At 58.8% G+C, this 20472-nt stretch carries 17 protein-coding genes; 12 read left to right on the plus strand and 5 right to left on the minus strand.

Annotated features, from left to right (window positions below; translation table 11 throughout):
* Positions 1-245: 245 nt before the first annotated feature.
* On the plus strand, positions 246-1877 hold the full coding sequence (locus V9L13_RS26340) for a Na+/H+ antiporter (protein ID WP_338800923.1): 1632 nt from the start codon (positions 246-248) through the stop codon (positions 1875-1877).
* Positions 1878-1897: 20 nt separating this feature from the next.
* Here V9L13_RS26340 and V9L13_RS26345 read toward each other — a convergent pair whose 3' ends face one another.
* The 5 genes from V9L13_RS26345 to map all read right to left on the minus strand — a co-directional run bounded on the left by V9L13_RS26345 (position 1898) and on the right by map (position 8512).
* Positions 1898-2551, minus strand: coding sequence for a hypothetical protein (locus V9L13_RS26345; protein ID WP_338800924.1), 654 nt, complete (start codon positions 2549-2551; stop codon positions 1898-1900).
* 259 nt (positions 2552-2810) lie between these two features.
* The gene (locus tag V9L13_RS26350) at positions 2811-3503 is read right to left on the minus strand and encodes a M12 family metallopeptidase (RefSeq protein WP_338800925.1); all 693 of its coding nucleotides are present in this window, start codon (positions 3501-3503) and stop codon (positions 2811-2813) included.
* Between the two features lie 161 nt (positions 3504-3664).
* Positions 3665-4864, minus strand: a complete 1200-nt coding sequence (dapC, locus tag V9L13_RS26355; protein ID WP_338800927.1) for a succinyldiaminopimelate transaminase — start codon at positions 4862-4864, stop codon at positions 3665-3667.
* Between the two features lie 121 nt (positions 4865-4985).
* Positions 4986-7688 carry a [protein-PII] uridylyltransferase gene (locus V9L13_RS26360; protein WP_338800928.1) on the minus strand — a complete coding sequence of 901 codons (2703 nt, stop codon included), beginning with the start codon at positions 7686-7688 and terminating at the stop codon, positions 4986-4988.
* Between the two features lie 41 nt (positions 7689-7729).
* Positions 7730-8512 (minus strand): type I methionyl aminopeptidase, encoded by a 783-nt coding sequence (map, locus tag V9L13_RS26365; RefSeq protein WP_007964271.1) that lies wholly within the window; start codon positions 8510-8512, stop codon positions 7730-7732.
* Between the two features lie 373 nt (positions 8513-8885).
* Between map and rpsB the strand changes: the two genes are divergently transcribed.
* The 11 genes from rpsB (at position 8886) to lpxD (ending at position 20428) form a co-directional block, all read left to right on the plus strand.
* Positions 8886-9623, plus strand: coding sequence for a 30S ribosomal protein S2 (gene rpsB, locus V9L13_RS26370; RefSeq protein ID WP_003222119.1), 738 nt, complete (start codon positions 8886-8888; stop codon positions 9621-9623).
* 203 nt (positions 9624-9826) lie between these two features.
* Positions 9827-10690: a translation elongation factor Ts gene (tsf, locus tag V9L13_RS26375; protein WP_027611027.1), complete on the plus strand. Its 864-nt coding sequence runs from the start codon at positions 9827-9829 to the stop codon at positions 10688-10690.
* A gap of 212 nt (positions 10691-10902) precedes the next feature.
* A complete protein-coding gene (gene pyrH / locus V9L13_RS26380; protein ID WP_003222124.1) occupies positions 10903-11646 on the plus strand; it encodes a UMP kinase in 744 nt (247 codons plus the stop codon).
* Positions 11643-12200 (plus strand): ribosome recycling factor, encoded by a 558-nt coding sequence (frr, locus tag V9L13_RS26385; RefSeq protein WP_003222127.1) that lies wholly within the window; start codon positions 11643-11645, stop codon positions 12198-12200. Before pyrH ends, frr begins: the two co-directional genes overlap by 4 nt.
* A 14-nt stretch (positions 12201-12214) precedes the next feature.
* Positions 12215-12970: a polyprenyl diphosphate synthase gene (gene uppS / locus V9L13_RS26390; RefSeq protein ID WP_338800929.1), complete on the plus strand. Its 756-nt coding sequence runs from the start codon at positions 12215-12217 to the stop codon at positions 12968-12970.
* On the plus strand, positions 12970-13776 hold the full coding sequence (locus V9L13_RS26395; protein ID WP_338800930.1) for a phosphatidate cytidylyltransferase: 807 nt from the start codon (positions 12970-12972) through the stop codon (positions 13774-13776). The genes uppS and V9L13_RS26395 overlap by 1 nt, the downstream gene beginning before the upstream one ends.
* Positions 13773-14963 (plus strand): 1-deoxy-D-xylulose-5-phosphate reductoisomerase, encoded by a 1191-nt coding sequence (gene ispC / locus V9L13_RS26400; protein WP_262142717.1) that lies wholly within the window; start codon positions 13773-13775, stop codon positions 14961-14963. The genes V9L13_RS26395 and ispC overlap by 4 nt, the downstream gene beginning before the upstream one ends.
* A gap of 54 nt (positions 14964-15017) precedes the next feature.
* Positions 15018-16370 carry a sigma E protease regulator RseP gene (gene rseP / locus V9L13_RS26405; protein ID WP_003222134.1) on the plus strand — a complete coding sequence of 451 codons (1353 nt, stop codon included), beginning with the start codon at positions 15018-15020 and terminating at the stop codon, positions 16368-16370.
* Positions 16371-16444: 74 nt separating this feature from the next.
* Positions 16445-18820, plus strand: a complete 2376-nt coding sequence (bamA, locus tag V9L13_RS26410; RefSeq protein WP_262142718.1) for an outer membrane protein assembly factor BamA — start codon at positions 16445-16447, stop codon at positions 18818-18820.
* 45 nt (positions 18821-18865) lie between these two features.
* Positions 18866-19369, plus strand: coding sequence for an OmpH family outer membrane protein (locus tag V9L13_RS26415; protein ID WP_003222140.1), 504 nt, complete (start codon positions 18866-18868; stop codon positions 19367-19369).
* A 3-nt stretch (positions 19370-19372) separates the two neighbouring features.
* The gene (gene lpxD / locus V9L13_RS26420) at positions 19373-20428 is read left to right on the plus strand and encodes a UDP-3-O-(3-hydroxymyristoyl)glucosamine N-acyltransferase (protein WP_045122314.1); all 1056 of its coding nucleotides are present in this window, start codon (positions 19373-19375) and stop codon (positions 20426-20428) included.
* Positions 20429-20472 lie beyond the last annotated feature (44 nt).

Genomic DNA, 20472 nt, shown 5'->3' on the forward strand with positions numbered 1-20472 from the left:
CCATGACCAAACGGTTTCGCGGCGCCGAGGTTTATCTGCTTGCAAATTACCCTGTGGGAGCGGGCTTGCTCGCGAAAGGGCCGTGTCAGTCGAAATCATTGCTCAATGACCCACCGCATTCGCGAGCAAGCCCGCTCCCACAAGGGGAGTTGCGACAGGGCTGCGACATAGGTGCAAACGCCAGACGCATCCTAAGCGGCTAATATGGCAGTTCAACGCTGTCGATTGTCTGAGATATCCGCTTTATGCAAACCGCTTACACCGTCCTTATCCTGCTGATGCTGGTCAGCGTTTCGCGTCTGGTAGGACGGGTCATCCCGCTGCCGCTACCCCTCGTGCAAATCGCCGCCGGTGCCTTACTGGCCTGGCCGACACTGGGCCTGCACGTGGCGCTGGATCCGGAACTGTTCCTGTTTCTGTTCCTGCCGCCGCTGCTGTTTTCCGACGGCTGGCGCATGCCCAAACGCGAGTTCTGGCATTTGCGTGGGCCGATCCTGACGCTGGCGGTGGGCCTGGTGCTGTTCACCGTGGTTGGCGCCGGGTACTTCATTCACTGGCTGCTGCCGAGCATTCCGCTGCCGGTAGCCTTTGCTCTGGCCGCCGTGCTGTCGCCGACCGACGCCGTGGCCGTCTCGGCCATCTCGCAAAACCGTTTGCCGACGCCGCTGATGCACATGCTGCAGGGCGAGGCGCTGATGAACGACGCGTCGGGTCTGGTGACGTTCAAGTTTGCCCTCGTCGCGGCAGTGACCGGGGTGTTCTCGCTGGCCAATGCCAGCCTGACCTTCGTGCTGGTGGCGGTCGGCGGGCTGGCGGTCGGTGTTGCGCTGAGCTGGTTGGTCGGGCGTTTGCGCGCATGGATGATTGCCCGTGGCTGGGACGATCCGGCCACCCATGTGGTGTTCATGTTGCTGTTGCCGTTCGCCGCTTATGTACTGGCCGAGCGACTGGGTGCATCGGGGATTCTTTCGGCCGTCGCGGCGGGGATGATGCAGAGCTGGCTCGATCTGTTGCCACGGCAGACCAGCACCCGTCTGCTCAACCGTAGCGTCTGGTCATTGCTGGAGTTCGCCTTCAACGGTTTGATCTTCCTGCTGCTGGGCCTGCAATTGCCGGACATCATCAAAGCCGTGGTCAGCCACGAACCGACGTTGTGGCCGACCCTGATGTATCGCGGCCTCGACGTGGTGGCGATTTTCCTCGCGCTGGTGCTGCTGCGTTTTATCTGGGTGCAGAGCATCTGGCGTTTGTCGGTGCTGCTGCGGCGGTTGCGCGGCAAGGGTGATCTGACGCAAGTACCCACGGCGCGCTCCTGCTGGTTGCTGACCGTTGGCGGTGTGCGCGGCGCGGTGACGCTGGCCGGTGTGATGTCGGTGCCGATGCTGATGGGGGCTGAGGCGTTTCCCGAGCGTGATCTGCTGATCTTCATCGCCGCCGGGGTGATTCTGTTGTCGCTGATTTGCGCCTGCATTGCCTTGCCGTTGCTGCTGCGTGGCATCGAGAAAAGCCCGGACGACAAGCGTCGCCAGGAAGTGCGCGATGCCTGGCGCAAGACCGCCGAGGCGGCGATCCATGCGCTGGAAACCGAAGAGGTCGGCCCGCAGGATGCTGCGCAGGCCGCGCTCTCGGCGGAACTCAAGGCGCGAATCATGTCCGAGTATCGCCATCAGCTCGACGTCTTCAACGACTCCGCCGAAGCCCAGGCGCTGGCGTTCCAGATGGATCTGCTGGAACGCCGTTTGCGTTTGAAGGCACTGCGCGCGCAGCGCCTGGAGTTGTATAGCCTCAGCCGCCATCATCAGATCGGCGACGACGTGTTGCGTGAAGTATTGGGCGAACTCGATTTGAGCGAGGCGAATCTGGGTCAGGTCAAATAGCTGTTCGCTGTCGGATGACCTTACTGGCTCGTTTCCGCGGGATAGGGATAGGCCTCCGCCATGAAGGCTTTATCCTTATCGCTCAAACTGAAATTTAAAAGGTTCTGGAAGTCGCCCTGTGTCCAGGACTGATAAATAACGTAGTGCATGATCGATTTTCGGTCGTACTCCGAATAAATGCTTGCGTTGGGATCTGCGCGATCCAGATACCATTGGTGCAGTCTTTCACGCGTCTCTCTGCCTTCAGAGTCATCATCTTCCGGGTTTGGGGTGATCCCAAATTGAGCATAGATGGCTGGCTTGTCCCAGGGAATGTTTGCCGTGGGATTGGTCTGTTCATGCTCCGCGCCCAGCATGTGACCGAACTCATGCATGACATTGGCGGCGAAGTAGCGTGCCTGACTGGGTGGGTGGGGCCAGAGTGTCATGGTCGGCTCATCGGCACATAACAGAGCATCCGTCCCTATCCGAGAGGAAAACGTTCCTTCCTCACTGAGTATGCGGATATCGCCCACTTCACCTTCGACGAAATCGAACTTCAAGTTGATGTGCGGCAACCAGTTGCTGGCAGCGGCGATGGTCGCATCCTTGAATGCCTGCGTGCCGTTGAGGAAGGCGATGCGAAGTGTGCTGCCAGGTGTCCAGAATTTTGCCGGATTGTTTTTAGCCCACATTTTTATTGAATCTCCCGCGTGCACTTGATGTTGCGGGAGTTAGGCGCGTGTTCGGGTTTTTTGCTTGGCTGAAGCCGTGTCAGGTACATAGCTGAACATCCATGTTTTCAATGTTGAAGTTTGACTATTCGAGTTGTGTTGCTGTTTTCGATAAGTCATTTGAGTGGGGTAGTAATAGAGCTTGAGTCGGTGAATTGATAGTGTGTAAGGTTTTTATGACGGATTACGTGCCAGCAGCACTGGTTCGGAAAGTCCCGATTCAACGTGGGTAAATCAAGCGCATGAGCTCTTTGTCTTTCTCACTGATTTCGCGGTTTATCGGGTTTGCCCAATTGCCAAGTGTCAAATTGTTGGAAATCGGATGGTGCATGATGGATTTTCGATCGTACGGCAAGTAAAGCGCGTCGGCATCGTTAAAAGGCGTAAATATGTTGTCGTCAACTTGGCCTGGCGATAGGGGATTTAACGGTCTGTTTTGGTAGTAGTGGTAAACATTTTCTTTGTTCCAGGGGATTTGCGCCTTGGGATGCTGGTGTTCGTGCATTGCGCCCAGTGCGTGGCCAAACTCATGCGTGACGACGGTCTCGAAGTCTTCGTGTTCGGGGTCGATGCCAAGCCACATGGTTGGCGTGTCAGGAAACATCTCCAGTGCGTCGGTGCCCAGAAATGAACTGTTCACATCGCCCTCTGTGGAAATTCGGATGTGACCCTCTACGCCCTCGACGAACTCAAATTTCAAACTGATATAAGGAAGCCAGCGTTCGGCGGCGGCAATGATTTTCTTTTTGTGTTCCGGTGTTGGATTGTCCATGAACGCTATTTTCAGGGTGGATCGGCTTGGCCAGGTTTTGGAGTAGTGCACTAAAGCACGTTTTTTTCGGCTGTTTCCGAGACTCTTGGCTTTTGCCTCTTTAGGCGGTTCCTGAAGTGTGCAGTATTGAAAGCTATCCATATTTTGTTTTCTTCCTTGATTTGTTTTAGTTGTTTTTTGCGCATGCAAAAGATCACTGCACAAGATTAAGCTTTGGGCAGTGTCTGGAATAGTCGTAAAGTGGTTTTAAATGTAACTTGGGGATGTATCCGTGCCAGATGACTGGCACGGATATTAGAAAGTTAGTGTTGGCGGGTAATGAAGTCGCGAATCCGTTCTGCTGCTTCAACACATTCAGCCAACGGTGCAACCAGCGCCATCCGCACTCGGCCTGCGCCTGGATTGACACCGTCTGCTTCGCGCGACAGATACGAGCCTGGCACCACGGTCACGTGTTCCTGTTCGAACAAGTCGCGACAGAATGCGGCATCGTCACCGGCCACGTTCGGCCACAGGTAGAAGCTGCCGTCCGGACGCTGCACATCCATCACCGGGCTGAGAATTGCCAGGACTGCATCGAACTTCTCGCGGTACAGCGCACGGTTGGCGCGTACATGCACTTCGTCATTCCACGCGGCAACGCTGGCCAGTTGGGTTTGCACCGGCATCGCACAACCGTGGTAGGTGCGGTACAGGAGGAAGCCCTTGAGGATATCGGCATCACCGGCGACGAACCCGGAGCGCAGGCCCGGCAGGTTGGAGCGCTTGGACAGGCTGTGGAACACCACGCAACGCTTGAAGTCCTTGCGGCCCAGTTCGACGCAGGCACTGAGCAGGCCTGGCGGCGGGGTCTGTTCGTCGAAGTACAGTTCGCTGTAGCACTCGTCGGCGGCGATCACGAAGTCGTATTCGTCGGCCAGGGCGATGAGTTTTTTCAGCACGTCGACCGGGATCAGTGCGCCGGTCGGGTTGCCCGGCGAGCACAGGAACAGGATCTGGCAGCGTTTCCAGATGTCCGGCGAGACCGCATCGAAATCCGGGTTGAAGCCGTTTTCGTCCAGGCATGGCAGGTAGTGCGGCTTGGCCCCGGCGAGGAACGCTGCGCCTTCGTAGATCTGATAGAACGGGTTCGGGCTGACCACCAGCGCATCGTCGCCACGGTTGACCACGGTCTGGGTGAAGGCGAACAGCGCTTCGCGGGTACCGTTGACTGGCAGCACGTTGCGCGCCGGATCAATCCAGCCGCTTGGCACGCCGAAGCGACGTTCGCACCAGCCGGCGATGGCTTCGCGCAAGGCCGGGATGCCAAGGGTGGTCGGATACACCGCCATCTGATCCAGATTGTTCGCCAGCGCTTCGGCGACAAAGCTTGGCGAGCGGTGTTTCGGCTCGCCGATCGACAGGGCGATCGGGCGTTTGTCCGGGTTCGGCGTGACCGTGCGAAGCAGGGCGCGGAGCTTTTCGAACGGGTAGGGCTGGAGCTGGTTCAGAGCGTTGTTCATGGGGGCCTCGTTCAATGTGGGAGCGGGCTTGCTCGCGAAAGCGGTGTGTCATTGAATGATGTGTTGCCTGACACACCGCTTTCGCGAGCAAGCCCGCTCCCACAGGGGGGAAGTTGCTGGATCAAATACTGATGCGCGAAAGCTTGATATCCGGTTCCTGATTGACGCTCAGTTGCTCGACGATTGCGTCCTGCAAGCGGCTGCACAGCAGCGGGTCGGAGAGCGGCTGGTTGTGGGCGTCGGTGATGAAGAACACGTCTTCCACGCGTTCGCCCAGGGTCGCAATCTTGGCGTTCTGCAGCGACAGGTCGAACTCGAGGAAGATCCCGCCGATCCGCGCCAGCAGGCCCGGGCGGTCAGGAGCGGTGAGTTCCAGCACCGTCACCGGACGCTGGGCGTCGTTGTGGATCGTCACCTGCGGCGCAAAGGCGAAGTGCTTGAGCTGGCGCGGCACCCGGCGCTGGATGATCGTCGGGTAGTCGTCGGGGTTGCGCAGGGCTTCAGTCAGACCGTCGCGAATCTGTTTGACCCGCGCCGGGTTGTCGCCGATCGAGTCGCCGTCGGTGTCGAGCACGATGTAGGTGTCGAGGGTGAACTGGCTGCTCGAGGTGATGACCCGGGCGTCGTGAATGTTCAGGTTGAGCTGGTCCATCGCGGCCACGGTCACGGCGAAGAAATCGTGCTGATCCGGGGCGTAGATGAAGATCTGCGTGCCACCCTCGAATTCGCGTTGGGTGGTTTCCTTGATCAGCACCAGCGGGCCGCCATCGGCCGGCTGCTGCAGGATCGCGTCACTGTGCCAGGCCACGTCGCCGGCGGTATGACGGAGGAAATAGTCATCGCCCAACTGCGCCCACAACTGCTCGACGTCGTCCGGATCGGTGCCGCCGCGCACCAGAATGTCCAGTGCAGCGCTCTGGGTCTGGCGGATCTGCTCTTCGCGATCCACCGGGTTTTCCAGGCCACGGCGCAGGGCGCGTTTGGTCTCGGTGTAGAGCTGGCGCAACAGGCTGGCGCGCCAGGAGTTCCACAGGGTCGGGTTGGTCGCGTTGATGTCGGCTACGGTCAGCACATACAGATAGTCCAGACGGGTTTCGTCACCCACGATCTGGGCGAAATCGTGGATCACCTGCGGGTCGGACAGATCCTTGCGCTGTGCGGTGGTCGACATCACCAGATGGTTTTGCACCAGCCAGACGATCAGGCGGCTGTCCCACACCGGCAGTTGATGACGCTGGCAGAACGCTTCGGCATCGACCGCGCCGATGTCCGAATGATCGCCATGCCGGCCCTTGCCGATGTCGTGGTACAGACCGGCCATGTAGATGAGTTCGGGCTTGGGCAGTTTGGCCATGAGTTTGGCCGCCAGCGGGAATTTTTCCGACACCTGGGTGTACTGCAATTTACGCAGGTGCTTGATCAGGTTCAGGGTGTGCGCATCGACCGTATAGATGTGGAACAGGTCGTGCTGCATCTGCCCGACGATAAAGCCGAACTCCGGCAGGTAGCGCCCGAGGATGCCGTAACGGTTCATCCGCCGCAGGTTGCGATGGATGCCGATCTTGCACTTGAACAGCTCGATGAACAGGCTGGTATTGCGGATGTCGTTGCGGAAGTTGTCGTCGATCAGGTGCCGGTTTTCCCGCAGCAGACGAATGGTGTCGGCGCGCACGCCTTTGATTTCCGGCTGCTGGGCCATCAGCACGAAGATCTCGAGCATGGCGAACGGCGTGCGGCGGAACACGTTGTCGTTGCGCGCTTCGATGTAGCCGTCGTGCAGTTGGAAACGCGAGTTGATCGGCTGCGGTGGTGCTTCGTCTTCCGGGGCGAGGATCACTTCCTCGAAGTGCTGGATGATCAGGTCGCTGAGCTGGGCGATGCTCATCACCACGCGGAAGTATTGCTGCATGAAGTTTTCGACGGCCTGTTTGGCGTCGTCACCTTCAAAGCCCAGCAGGCCGGCGATGGTTCGTTGATGGTCGAACAGCAGGCGATCTTCGGAGCGTCCGGCGAGCATGTGCAGGGCGTAACGCACTTTCCAGAGGAATTCCTGGGAGGACGCCAACAGGGCGTTTTCGCTCTCGACCAGAAAACCCTCGCCGGCGAGCGCGCGCAGGTTCAGGGTGCCGTACTGACGGCGGGCCACCCATAGAATGGTCTGGATATCCCGCAGGCCGCCGGGCGAACCTTTGACGTTGGGTTCCAGGTTGTATTCGGTGTCGTTGTACTTGTGGTGGCGGGCCTTCTGCTCGGCGCGCTTGGCCAGGAAGAACTCCTTGGCCGGCCACATGTGTGCGGTGCTGGTGACATCGAGCATGCGCTGGCGCAGACGCTCGGGGCCGCAAATGGTGCGGCTTTCCATGAGGTTGGTGACCACGGTCAGGTCGGCGCGGGCCTCTTCGGCGCATTCGTCGACCGAACGCACGCTCTGCCCGACCTCCAGACCGATGTCCCACAGCAGCGTCAGAAAACGCTCGATGGAATCGCGGAAAACTTCGTGGTCGGCGCTGTCCAGCAGGATCAGCAGGTCGATGTCGGAATAGGGGTGCAACTCACCACGGCCGTAGCCGCCGACCGCGACCAGCGCGATGTCGGCGTCTTCGCTCCAGTTGAACTGCTCCCAGGCCTTTTGCAGGATGTTGTCGACGAACCAGGCACGGTCTTCGATCAGCCGGCGGATGTCGCGGCCGCTGCGAAAACGCGTGTCGAGGACCTCGCGAGCCTGGCGGATCGCCTTTTTGAACGCCGCGATGGGACTCGCTTTCAGGGCCAGTTCAGCCTGGAACTGGCCGCGGTCGAAGAGTTCGGGATCCACCTGCGGCATCGATTGGCTTTCCTTCTATAGGGCTGGGAGCGTTCTTGGGATCAGGCCGAGACGCGCGGGATGGTGTCGTCAGCGCGCAGGGTGAAGATCTCGTAGCCAGTGTCGGTCACCAGCAGGGTGTGTTCCCACTGTGCCGAGAGCTTGCGGTCTTTGGTGATCGCGGTCCAGCCGTCACCCAGCACCTTGGTGTCGGCCTTGCCCTGGTTGATCATCGGCTCGATGGTGAAGGTCATGCCGGCCTTCAGTTCCATGCCGGTACCGGCGCGGCCGTAGTGCAGGATCTGCGGTTCTTCGTGGAACACCTTGCCGATGCCGTGGCCGCAGAATTCGCGAACCACCGAGAAGCCGTTCTTTTCCGCGTGCTTCTGGATGATTTCACCGATGTCGCCGAGGCGGCAGCCAGGTTTGACGATTTCAATCGCCTTGTACATGCATTCCTGGGTGACCTGCGACAGGCGTTCGGCCCAGACCGGCACTTCACCGACGTGGAACATGCGGCTGGTGTCGCCGTGGTAGCCATCCTTGATCACGGTGACGTCGATATTCAGGGTGTCGCCATTCTTCAGCGGCTTGTCATTCGGGATGCCGTGGCAGACCACGTGGTTGATCGAGGTGCAGATCGACTTCGGATAACCCTTGTAGTTGAGCGGGGCAGGGATGGCCTGCTGCACGTTGACGATGTAGTCGTGGCAGATCTGGTTCAGTTGATCGGTGGTAACACCCGGTTTGACATGTTCGGCAATCATTTCCAGCACATCGGCGGCCAGTTTGCCGGCGACTCGCATGCCAGCGATGTCCTCGGGGGTTTTGAGGTTGACGGTCATACAGGCTCTCTCTGCGCTCGGCGGCGCTTACTGATACGGAGAGGGTGGCAAGTGTTGGATTTGCGACCCTGAAAAACGCGATTCTATCAGACGGAAGGAGCAAATCCGCGCCTGCGTGCATCGCGTCTGTCTATACAATGGTGCGCCTGAAGGCGATTCCAAGGGGGCTGCGCCCATGTCCTTGGTGCGATTACAGATTCCGGGTTCCGTTTCTGCGCACCCTGTGGTATAAAATGCGCCGCTTTCCGGGGATACCCCGAAAAGCTTAAATCCACACACGTGTCGACACGATGACCTGGGTGCTTTTGGCTTTATGCCACTGGTTGGTCATTGGGATACGTGGAGGCCAAACCCGACTTATTAAGGAACTATCATGTCCCAAGTCAACATGCGCGATATGCTGAAGGCCGGTGTGCACTTCGGTCACCAAACCCGTTACTGGAATCCGAAAATGGGTAAGTACATTTTCGGCGCGCGTAACAAGATTCACATCATCAACCTTGAAAAAACCCTGCCAATGTTCAACGAAGCTCTGACTTTCGTAGAGCGTCTGGCCCAGGGCAAAAACAAGATTCTGTTCGTCGGCACCAAGCGTTCCGCTGGCAAGATCGTTGCTGAAGAAGCAGCACGTTGCGGTTCGCCGTACGTCGATCACCGCTGGTTGGGCGGCATGCTGACCAACTTCAAAACCATTCGTGCTTCCATCAAGCGTCTGCGTGACCTTGAAGTTCAAGCCGAAGACGGTACTTTCGCCAAGCTGACCAAGAAAGAAGCGCTGATGCGCTCCCGTGACCTGGAAAAGCTGGATCGCTCCCTGGGCGGCATCAAGGACATGGGCGGTCTGCCAGACGCACTGTTCGTGATCGACGTTGACCACGAGCGCATCGCGATCACCGAAGCCAACAAGCTGGGCATCCCGGTCATCGGCGTTGTCGATACCAACAGCAGCCCGGAAGGCGTTGACTACATCATCCCAGGCAACGATGACGCAATCCGCGCTATCCAGCTGTACATGGGTTCGATGGCTGACGCAGTGATCCGTGGTCGCAACAATGTTGCTGGCGGCACTGTTGAGTTCGCAGCTGAAGAAACTCAGGCTGCAGCTGAGTAATTGACGCCCTGGCGTTGACTCAGTAAGCAAAAAGGGGGCTTGGCCCCCTTTTTGCCACCTCGAAAACCGTTTGTTGGCGCCCGTGTCTGGTGGCGCAGCCCCTGCATCTGTAACGTGCGGCGGGTACAAGGTGATTCGGGAAGAATTGAACGCCCGTTCGATCGGGTGGAATGGTTGAAAACCTATCCAAGAGGAATTTGAAAATGGCAGCAATTACTGCAGCGTTGGTTAAAGAACTGCGCGAGCGTACCGGCGAAGGCATGATGGACTGCAAGAAAGCCCTGGAAAAGGCTGACGGCGACATCGAAAAAGCCATTGATGACATGCGTGCTTCGGGCGCGATCAAGGCTGCGAAAAAGGCTGGCAACGTTGCCGCTGAAGGCGCAATCGCAATCAAGGACGACGGTAAAGCTGCCGTTATCCTGGAAGTGAACTCGCAGACCGACTTCCTGGCTCTGCAAGACGACTTCAAAAACTTCGTCGCTGCCAGCGTTGAAAAAGCTTTCGCTGACAAGCTGACCGACGCTGCTCCGCTGATCGCTTCGCAAGAAGCTGCTCGCGAAGCACTGGTTGCCAAAGTAGGCGAGAACGTCAACATCCGTCGTCTGGCCCGTATCGAAGGTGACGTTGTAGGTTCTTACCTGCACGGCAACAAGATCGGTGTTGTTGTGGCTCTGAAAGGCGGTGACGTCGAGCTGGCCAAAGACATCGCGATGCACGTCGCTGCGAGCAACCCTGAGTTCCTGCTGCCTTCGCAAGTTTCGGCTGAAGCGATCGAGCGTGAAAAAGCTGTGTTCCTGCAGCTGAACGAAGAGAAGATCAAAGGCAAGCCAGAAAACATTGTTGAGAACATGGTCAAAGGCCGTATCAGCAAGTTCCTGGCAGAAGCGAGCCTGGTTGAGCAGGCGTTCGTCAAGAACCCTGAAATCAAGGTTGGCGAGCTGGCCAAGAAAGGCGGCGCAGAAATCGTTTCCTTCACCTACTTCAAAGTAGGCGAAGGCATCGAGAAGCCGGTCGACAACTTCGCTGAAGAAGTTGCTGCCCAGCTGGCTGCCGCCAAGCAATAAGACGGTTTTTCAACTGTCGCCCGAAAGAGGCTGCCCGCTCACGCGCGCAGCCTCTTTTCAGATGGGGTTACCAATTTTTTATTGGTTTCCACTGGGAACTGACTTACAAAGCCAGGTTCCGATGGCGCTGAAGCAGCGCCAAGCTAGAGTGAACGCCAGCTGTAAAACAGCTTGCAAAGAATTTTTTAAATACGCCGCAGGAGAGATTCGCAATGGCTCAGCAGGGCAGTGGTTATCAGGCTCGCTATAAACGCATTCTACTCAAGCTTAGCGGCGAGGCCCTGATGGGCTCGGAAGAGTTCGGGATCGATCCAAAAGTGCTGGATCGGATGGCGCTGGAAGTCGGCCAACTGGTCGGCATCGGCGTACAGGTCGGTCTGGTGATCGGCGGTGGCAACCTGTTCCGTGGCGAGGCCTTGAGCAAGGCTGGCATGGATCGGGTGACAGGCGACCACATGGGCATGCTGGCCACTGTGATGAACGCCCTGGCCATGCGTGATGCGCTGGAACGTGCCAATATCTCGGCCATCGTGATGTCGGCCATTTCCATGGTTGGCGTGACCGATCACTATGATCGCCGCAAAGCCATGCGCCACCTGAACTCCAAGGACGTGGTGATTTTCGCCGCCGGTACCGGTAATCCGTTCTTCACCACGGATTCGGCAGCCTGCCTGCGCGCCATCGAGATCGACGCTGACGTCGTGCTGAAGGCGACCAAGGTCGATGGCGTCTATACCGCTGACCCGTTCAAAGACCCGCATGCCGAGAAGTTCGATCATCTGACTTATGATGAAGTACTGGATCGCAAGCTGGGTGTAATGGATCTGACAGCGATTTGCCTGTGCCGCGACCACAAAATGCCGCTGCGCGTATTCAACATGAACAAGCCCGGCGCCCTGCTGAACATCGTGCATGGCGGCGCTGAAGGCACTCTGATCGAGGAAGGTCAACAATGATCAACGAAATCAAGAAAGACGCTCAAGAGCGCATGCAGAAATCCCTGGACTCTCTGGCCCATGCATTCGGCCAGATTCGTACCGGCAAGGCTCACCCAAGCATCCTGGGCAGCGTGATGGTGCCGTACTACGGCGCAGACACTTCCATCACTCAAGTGGCCAACATCACTGTAAAAGACTCCCGCACCCTGCAAGTCGTCGCTTTCGAGCGCAACATGCTGGCGGCCGTCGACAAAGCGATCCAGAGCGCCGGTCTGAACCTGAACCCGACCAACCTGGGTGAACTGCTGCTGATCTCCATGCCTGCCCTGACCGAAGAAACCCGTAAAGGCTTCACCAAGCAGGCGCGTGCAGCAGCCGAAGATGCGCGTGTTGCTGTGCGCAATATCCGTCGTGATGCGCTGGGCGATCTGAAAAAGCTGGTCAAGGACAAAGAGATCAGCGAAGACGAAGAGCGTCGTGCCACCGCTGATATCGACAAGCTGACCAAAGACTTCGAGGCCCAGATCACCAAGGCCACGGACGAGAAAGAAAAAGACCTGATGGCCGTATAAGGGTCGAGTTTTAAATGGACAAGACCAAGCAGTCTGCGCCGTCCGCGGTGCCGCGCCATGTCGCGATCATCATGGATGGCAACAATCGCTGGGCGAAAAAACGCTTTATGCCGGGTGTTGCCGGGCATAAAGCCGGCGTCGATGCTGTGCGGGCGGTAATCGAGGTGTGCGCCGAGGCCAAGGTCGAAGTGCTCACCCTGTTCGCCTTTTCCAGTGAAAACTGGCAGCGCCCGGCCGATGAAGTCAGTGCCTTGATGGATCTGTTCTTCAAGGCGTTGCGTCGTGAGGCCAAGCGCCTCAACGACAACAACATCAGCTTGCGCATCATCGGTGATCGCTCGCGCTTCCATCCTGAGCTTCAGGCGGCGATGCGCGAGGCGGAAGCCATGACGGCCGGTGCCAACCGCTTTATCCTGCAGATCGCCGCCAACTACGGCGGTCAGTGGGATATTGCCCAAGCGGCGCAGCGTCTGGCGCGTGAAGTCCAGGCCGGGCATCTGCGTCCGGAAGATATCACTCCGGATCTGCTGCAGACCTGTCTGGCCACCGGCGACCTGCCGTTGCCGGATCTGTGCATCCGCACCGGTGGCGAGCACCGCATCAGCAACTTCCTGCTGTGGCAACTGGCGTACGCCGAGTTGTACTTCTCCGACCTGTTCTGGCCGGACTTCAAACACGAAGCCATGCGCGCCGCGCTGGCCGATTTCGCTTCGCGCCAGCGTCGCTTCGGTAAAACGAGCGAACAGGTCGAAGCTGGAGCCCGGGTTTAATGCTTAAACAACGAATCATCACTGCGCTGATCCTGCTGCCGATCGCTCTGTGCGGGTTTTTCCTGCTCGAAGGATCTGGTTTTGCGCTGTTCATCGGCCTGGTCGTGAGCCTTGGCGCCTGGGAATGGGCGCGTCTGGCTGGCTTTACCGCGCAGTCGTTCCGTGTCGGCTTTGCCGCTGTCGTCGCGCTGATGCTGTTCGTCATGTATGTCCTGCCGGGCCTTGCCCCTTGGGTGTTGGGCGCCTCGGTGTTGTGGTGGGCGGTGGCGACCTATCTGGTGCTGACCTATCCGCGTTCGAGCGAGTACTGGTCCACGGCGGCCACCAAACTGGTGATCGGCTTGCTGATCCTGCTGCCGGCCTGGCAAGGGCTGGTGCAGATCAAGCAGTACTCGCTGGGTAACTGGTTGATCATGGCGGTGATGGTGCTGGTCTGGGGGGCCGATATCGGTGCCTATTTCTCCGGCCGTGCCTTTGGCAAGCGCAAACTGGCGCCGCAAGTCAGCCCTGGCAAAAGCTGGGAAGGCGTTTACGGTGGTCTGGCGCTGAGCCTGGTGATTACCGCGATCGTCGGCCTGGTGCGTGACTGGACCGTTGGCGAGCTGCTCAAGGGCCTGATCGGCGCTGCGTTGATCGTATTCATTTCGGTGGTGGGCGACCTCACCGAGAGCATGTTCAAACGTCAATCCGGCATCAAGGACAGCAGCAACCTGCTGCCCGGTCATGGCGGTGTGCTTGATCGCATCGACAGTCTGACCGCCGCGATCCCGATTTTCGCTGTATTGCTGTGGATGGCTGCGCCGTGAGCCGCCCTCAACAGATTACCGTTCTGGGGGCTACCGGCTCGATCGGTCTGAGCACCCTCGACGTCATCGCTCGTCATCCTGAGCGTTATCAGGTTTTCGCGCTGAGCGGCTTCACGCGCCTGAGCGAGTTGCTGGCCTTGTGCGTGCGCCATGTGCCGCAATTCGCAGTCGTGCCGGAAGTGGCGGCGGCGCGTGGTTTGCAGGACGACCTGCGTGCTGCCGGTTTATCCACTCGCGTATTGGTCGGGGAGGAGGGCCTGTGCCAGGTCGCCTCCGCGCCCGAAGTCGATGCCGTGATGGCCGCCATCGTTGGCGCCGCGGGTCTGCGTCCGACCCTGGCAGCGGTGCAGGCCGGGAAGAAAATCCTTCTGGCCAACAAAGAAGCGTTGGTGATGTCCGGCGCGCTGTTCATGCAGGCCGTGCACAAGAGCGGTTCGGTATTGCTGCCGATCGACAGCGAACACAACGCGATCTTCCAGTGCATGCCGCAGGATTTTTCCCGTGGTCTGGGCGCTGTTGGCGTGCGGCGGATTTTGCTGACGGCTTCGGGCGGTCCTTTCCGTCAGACGCCGATGAGCGAACTGGCGCATGTTTCGCCTGATCAGGCATGTGCTCACCCGAACTGGTCCATGGGTCGCAAGATCTCGGTGGATTCGGCCAGCATGATGAACAAGGGCCTGGAGTTGATCGAGGCTTGCTGGCTGTTCGACGCCAAGCCGTCGCAGGTCGAGGTGGTGATTCATCCGCAGAGTGTGATTCACTCGCTGGTCGACTATGTGGATGGCTCGGTATTGGCGCAGTTGGGCAACCCTGACATGCGCACGCCGATTGCCAACGCATTGGCCTGGCCCGAGCGGATCGACTCGGGTGTGGCGCCGCTGGATCTGTTTGCCATTGCCCGCCTGGATTTCGAAGCACCGGACGAGCAGCGCTTCCCTTGCCTGCGCCTGGCGCGACAGGCGGCAGAGGCTGGCAACAGCGCGCCGGCCATGCTCAATGCGGCCAACGAAGTGGCGGTCGCGGCGTTTCTCGACGGACGCGTTGGTTATCTGGAAATCGCGAGTATCATCGAGGATGTGCTGAATCTCGAGCCAGTGGTTGCGCTTGAGGATCTGGACGCGGTGTTTACCGCTGACGCGAAAGCGCGGATTCTGGCCGAACAATGGCTTGATCGTCACGGCCGATAGCCGTTGCAGGACCATGGCTTCACGCGGCACTGAACAGGATTGCGGAGAAAGTAGATGAGCGCGCTCTATATGATTGCCGGCACCCTGATCGCTTTGGGTGTGCTGGTCACCTTTCACGAATTCGGCCATTTCTGGGTCGCGCGTCGCTGTGGCGTCAAGGTTTTGCGTTTCTCCGTGGGCTTCGGCATGCCCTTGCTGCGCTGGCACGACAAGCAGGGTACCGAGTTTGTCGTCGCCGCGATTCCGCTGGGTGGCTACGTCAAAATGCTCGATGAGCGTGAGGGCGAAGTCCCGGCCGATCAGCTTCATCAATCCTTCAATCGCAAATCGGTTCGCCAGCGTATCGCTATTGTTGCAGCGGGGCCGATCGCCAACTTCCTGTTGGCCCTGGTGTTTTTCTGGGTGCTGGCCATGCTCGGCAGCGAGCAGATCCGTCCGGTCATCGGTGCTGTCGAGTCCGGGAGCATTGCGGCCAGGGCTGGCTTGAGTGCCGGTCAGGAAATCGTCGCCATTGATGGCGAGCCCACTTCTGGCTGGGCGGCGGTCAATTTGCAGTTGGTCCGTCGTCTTGGGGAAAGCGGGGCCCTGCAATTGCTCGTGCGTGAGCAGGGCTCTACAGCGGATACGCCGCGCGAACTGGCGCTCGATCATTGGCTCAAAGGGGCGGACGAGCCCGATCCGATTCGCTCGCTGGGGATTCGCCCATGGCGCCCGGCTCTGCCGCCAGTGCTGGCCGAGCTCGATCCAAAAGGTCCGGCGCAGGCCGCTGGTCTGAAAACCGGCGACCGTCTGCTGTCGCTCGATGGTCAGGCGCTGGGTGACTGGCAGCAAGTGGTCGATACCGTTCGTACGCGTCCTGATACCAAAATCTTGCTGCGCGTCGAGCGTGACGGTGCTCAAATCGACGTCCCGGTGACCCTGGCGGCGCGCGGCGAAAGCAAAGCGCCGAGCGGTTATCTCGGGGCCGGCGTAAAAGCCGTGGACTGGCCGCCGGAAATGATCCGCGAGGTCAGTTATGGCCCGTTGGCCGCGATTGGCGAGGGTGCCCGACGTACCTGGACCATGAGCATCCTGACGCTGGACTCACTGAAGAAAATGCTGTTTGGCGAGCTCTCGGTAAAAAACTTGAGTGGGCCGATAACCATTGCTAAAGTGGCGGGCGCTTCTGCCCAGTCGGGCGTTGCTGATTTCCTGAATTTCCTTGCTTATCTGAGTATTAGCCTGGGAGTTCTGAATTTGCTGCCCATCCCTGTACTGGATGGGGGGCATTTGTTGTTTTATCTGATTGAGTGGGTGCGTGGTCGCCCCTTGTCGGATCGGGTGCAAGGTTGGGGGGTGCAGATCGGTATCAGTTTGGTGGTCGGAGTGATGTTGCTTGCTCTGGTCAATGATCTGGGCCGTCTGTAAAGCTTCGCTGAATTGCGAATCTGCCGCATTTTGCGGCAGTTTGTTTATTGCCAGTTGGAATAAGAAAGGACTTCATGAAACGTCTGCTGCTAACTGCGGTTCTCACCGTATTGATGATCGCCGAAGTTCACGCCGAGTCCTTCACTATCTCTGATATTCGCGTCAATGGCCTCCAGCGGGTCTCCGCGGGTAGCGTCTTTGGTGCCTTGCCGTTGAACGTCGGCGAGCAGGCGGATGATCGTCGCCTGGTGGAATCCACTCGTGCGTTGTTCAAAACCGGTTTCTTTCAAGATATCCAGCTGGGCCGCGAAGGCAACGTTCTGGTGATCACGGTCGTCGAACGTCCGTCGGTCGCGAGTATCGAGATCGAAGGTAACAAGGCGATCTCTACCGAAGACCTGATGAAAGGCCTCAAGCAGTCCGGACTCTCGGAAGGCGAGATCTTCCAGCGCGCCACCCTCGAAGGTGTGCGTAACGAGCTGCAGCGCCAGTACGTTGCGCAGGGCCGCTATTCGGCCACGGTTGATACCGAAGTGGTCTCGCAGCCGCGTAACCGCGTAGCCCTGAAAGTGAAGATCAACGAAGGCACTGTGGCTGCCATCCAGCACATCAACGTGGTGGGCAACACGGTTTTCCCTGACGACGACCTGATCGACCTGTTCGAGCTGAAAACCACCAACTGGCTGTCGTTCTTCAAGAACGACGACAAGTACGCCCGTGAAAAACTCTCCGGTGACCTGGAGCGTCTGCGTTCCTACTACCTGGACCGCGGCTATATCAACATGGATATCGCTTCGACCCAGGTGTCCATCACCCCGGACAAGAAACACGTCTACATCACCGTCAACATCACTGAAGGCGAGAAGTACACCGTTCGTGACGTCAAGCTCAGCGGTGACCTGAAGGTGCCTGAAGACCAGGTCAAGTCCTTGTTGCTGGTGCAGAAAGGCCAGGTGTTCTCGCGCAAGCTGATGACCACCACCTCCGAACTGATCACGCGCCGTCTGGGTAACGAGGGTTACACCTTCGCCAACGTCAACGGCATACCTCAGCCGCATGACGACGATCACACCGTGGACATCCTGTTCGCCGTCGATCCGGGCAAGCGCGCCTACGTCAACCGCATCAACTTCCGTGGCAACACCAAGTCCGAGGACGAAGTGCTGCGTCGCGAAATGCGTCAGATGGAAGGTGGCTGGGCTTCGACCTACCTGATCGACCAGTCCAAGACCCGTCTTGAGCGTCTGGGCTTCTTTAAGGAAGTGAACGTCGAGACACCGGCTGTTCCGGGTGTCGACGACCAGGTTGACGTGAACTACGCCGTTGAAGAACAAGCCTCCGGCTCGATCACCGCCAGCGTCGGTTTCGCCCAGAGCGCCGGTCTGATCCTCGGCGGCTCGATTACCCAGAACAACTTCCTGGGTACCGGTAACCGTGTGAGCGTGGGCCTGACCCGCAGCGAATACCAGAGCCGCTACAACTTCGGCTACGTTGACCCCTACTGGACCGCCGACGGCGTGAGCCTGGGTTATAACGCGTTCTATCGCACCACCGACTACAAAGACCTCGACGTCGACGTAGCGAGCTATGCGGTAGACAGCCTGGGTGCAGGCGTCAACGTTGGCTACCCGATCAGTGAAACTTCGCGTCTGACCTTCGGTCTGTCCGCGCAGCAGGACAAGATCAAAACCGGTACCTACACCGTCGACGAGATTTTCGACTTCGTTAAAAAGGAAGGCGATCAGTACCTGAACTTCAAGGCGTCGGCCGGCTGGTCCGAATCGACCCTGAACAAAGGCGTGTTGCCGACCCGTGGTCGCTCGCAGAGCCTGACCCTGGAAACCACCATTCCAGGCAGTGACCTGTCGTTCTACAAGCTCGACTACCGTGGCCAGTTGTTCCAGCCGATTACCGAGAACTACACCCTGCGTCTGCACACCGAACTGGGTTATGGCGACGGTTACGGTTCGACCGATGGCTTGCCTTTCTATGAAAACTACTATGCTGGTGGTTTCAACTCGGTTCGCGGCTTCAAGGACAGTACCCTCGGCCCACGCAGTACTCCGAGTAAGGGTACCAACCCGGGGACGCTGGCAGACCCGGACCAGGATCCGCTGCCGTTCGGTGGTAACGTCCTGATCCAGGGCGGTGTGGAAGTTCTGTTCCCGCTGCCATTCGTCAAGGATCAGCGCTCCCTGCGTACCTCGGTATTCTGGGATGTGGGTAACGTGTTTGACTCGCAGTGCAAAGATACTGTGAACGCCGACGGTTCGAAGTCCAACACCAAGTGCAATGACATCAGCCTGACCAACATGGCCAGTTCCGTTGGTGTGGGTGTGACCTGGGTCACCGCACTGGGTCCTCTGAGTTTTGCTCTGGCGATGCCGGTCAAGAAACCGGATAACGCTGAAACTCAAGTGTTCCAATTCTCCCTCGGCCAGACGTTCTAAGCGTCTGACCCAAGACAACGACAATGGATTTTGTAGGAGTGCATCGTGCGTAAGTTGACTCAATTGGTTCTCCTGGCCTCCGTACTGGTGGCAGGCCCGGCGTTCGCCGACATGAAAATCGCCGTGCTGAACTATCAGATGGCACTGCTGGAATCCGACGCGGCCAAGAAGTACGCCGTGGATGCCGAGAAGAAGTTCGGTCCGCAACTGACCAAGCTCAAGACGCTGGAAAGCAGCGCCAAGGGCATTCAGGATCGCCTGATGGCCGGTGGCGACAAGATGCAGCAGGGCGAGCGTGAGCGTCTGGAGCTTGAATTCAAGCAAAAGGCCCGTGACTTCCAGTTCCAGTCCAAGGAGCTGAACGAAGCCAAGGCAGTTGCCGACCGCGAAATGCTCAAGCAACTGAAGCCGAAACTGGATAGCGCAGTGGAAGAAGTCATCAAGAAAGGTGGTTTTGACCTGGTGTTCGAGCGTGGCGCAGTCATCGATGTCAAACCGCAGTACGACATCACGCGCCAGGTTATCGAGCGCATGAATCAGCTGAAGTAACCCATGACCGTGACTATCAAGCTCGGCCAGTTGGCCGAGTTCCTCGGCGCCACCCTGCGTGGCGACCCCGAGACGCAAATTACTGGGCTAGCCACCTTGCAGGAGGCTGGCCCAGCTCAGTTGAGCTTTCTGGCAAATCCTCAATATCGCAAATACCTGGCAAGTTCCCAGGCGGCTGCGCTGTTGCTCAAGGAAGCCGATGTCGAAGGTTTTGCCGGCAATGCGCTGGTGGTGCCGGATCCTTACCTGGCTTATGCGCGTATCTCTCACCTGTTCGATCCCAAACCGAAAGCCACCGCGGGTGTTCATCCCACGGCGGTGATTGCGCCGGATGCGGTGGTTGATCCAAGCGCCAGCATCGGCCCGTTCGTGGTGATCGAGGCCGGTGCGCGCATCGGTGCACAGGTCACCCTGGGCGCCCATTGCGTCATTGGTGCCCGCAGTGAAATCGGTGAGGGCGGCTGGCTCGCTCCGCGGGTGACGCTGTACCACGACGTGCGCATCGGCAAGCGGGTGGTGATCCAGTCCGGCGCCGTGCTCGGTGGTGAAGGCTTCGGTTTTGCCAATGAGAAAGGTGTCTGGCAGAAGATCGCCCAGATCGGCGGCGTGACCATCGGTGACGATGTCGAGATCGGTGTGAACACCGCCATCGACCGTGGCGCGCTGGCGGATACCGTGATCGGCAACGGCGTGAAACTCGACAACCAGATCCAGATTGCGCACAACGTCCAGGTCGGTGATCACACCGCCATGGCCGCGTGTGTCGGTATCTCCGGCAGCACCAAGATCGGCAAGCACTGCATGCTCGCCGGTGGCGTCGGCCTGGTGGGGCACATCGATATTTGCGACAACGTTTTCCTGACCGGGATGACCATGGTGACCCACTCGATTACCGAGCCAGGCGCCTATTCTTCCGGCACAGCCATGCAGCCGGCGGCCGAATGGCGCAAAAGCGCGGCCCGCATCCGTCAGCTCGATGACATCGCGCGACGTTTGAAGCAGTTGGAAAAGCGCGTTGGGGAAGTGACCCCCGGCAGTAATGCTTCATCTGATGGCTGATACCATTTCCATATCAAGTGTGCACAGCCTCTAGACTGCCTCCT

It is taken from the genome of Pseudomonas sp. RSB 5.4 (assembly GCF_037126175.1).
In the GTDB taxonomy this organism is placed as follows: Bacteria; Pseudomonadota; Gammaproteobacteria; order Pseudomonadales; family Pseudomonadaceae; genus Aquipseudomonas; species Aquipseudomonas fluorescens_H.

Coding starts and splice junctions, on each gene's coding strand:
- rpsB (WP_003222119.1), top strand. CDS start 8,886: ATGTCCCAAGTCAACATGCGCGATATGCTGAAGGCCGGTGTGCACTTC.
- pyrH (WP_003222124.1), top strand. CDS start 10,903: ATGGCTCAGCAGGGCAGTGGTTATCAGGCTCGCTATAAACGCATTCTA.
- V9L13_RS26340 (WP_338800923.1), top strand. CDS start 246: ATGCAAACCGCTTACACCGTCCTTATCCTGCTGATGCTGGTCAGCGTT.
- rseP (WP_003222134.1), top strand. CDS start 15,018: ATGAGCGCGCTCTATATGATTGCCGGCACCCTGATCGCTTTGGGTGTG.
- V9L13_RS26345 (WP_338800924.1), bottom strand. CDS start 2,551: ATGTGGGCTAAAAACAATCCGGCAAAATTCTGGACACCTGGCAGCACA.
- bamA (WP_262142718.1), top strand. CDS start 16,445: ATGAAACGTCTGCTGCTAACTGCGGTTCTCACCGTATTGATGATCGCC.
- V9L13_RS26350 (WP_338800925.1), bottom strand. CDS start 3,503: ATGGATAGCTTTCAATACTGCACACTTCAGGAACCGCCTAAAGAGGCA.
- V9L13_RS26395 (WP_338800930.1), top strand. CDS start 12,970: ATGCTTAAACAACGAATCATCACTGCGCTGATCCTGCTGCCGATCGCT.
- frr (WP_003222127.1), top strand. CDS start 11,643: ATGATCAACGAAATCAAGAAAGACGCTCAAGAGCGCATGCAGAAATCC.
- uppS (WP_338800929.1), top strand. CDS start 12,215: ATGGACAAGACCAAGCAGTCTGCGCCGTCCGCGGTGCCGCGCCATGTC.
- map (WP_007964271.1), bottom strand. CDS start 8,512: ATGACCGTCAACCTCAAAACCCCCGAGGACATCGCTGGCATGCGAGTC.
- lpxD (WP_045122314.1), top strand. CDS start 19,373: ATGACCGTGACTATCAAGCTCGGCCAGTTGGCCGAGTTCCTCGGCGCC.
- tsf (WP_027611027.1), top strand. CDS start 9,827: ATGGCAGCAATTACTGCAGCGTTGGTTAAAGAACTGCGCGAGCGTACC.
- V9L13_RS26360 (WP_338800928.1), bottom strand. CDS start 7,688: ATGCCGCAGGTGGATCCCGAACTCTTCGACCGCGGCCAGTTCCAGGCT.
- dapC (WP_338800927.1), bottom strand. CDS start 4,864: ATGAACAACGCTCTGAACCAGCTCCAGCCCTACCCGTTCGAAAAGCTC.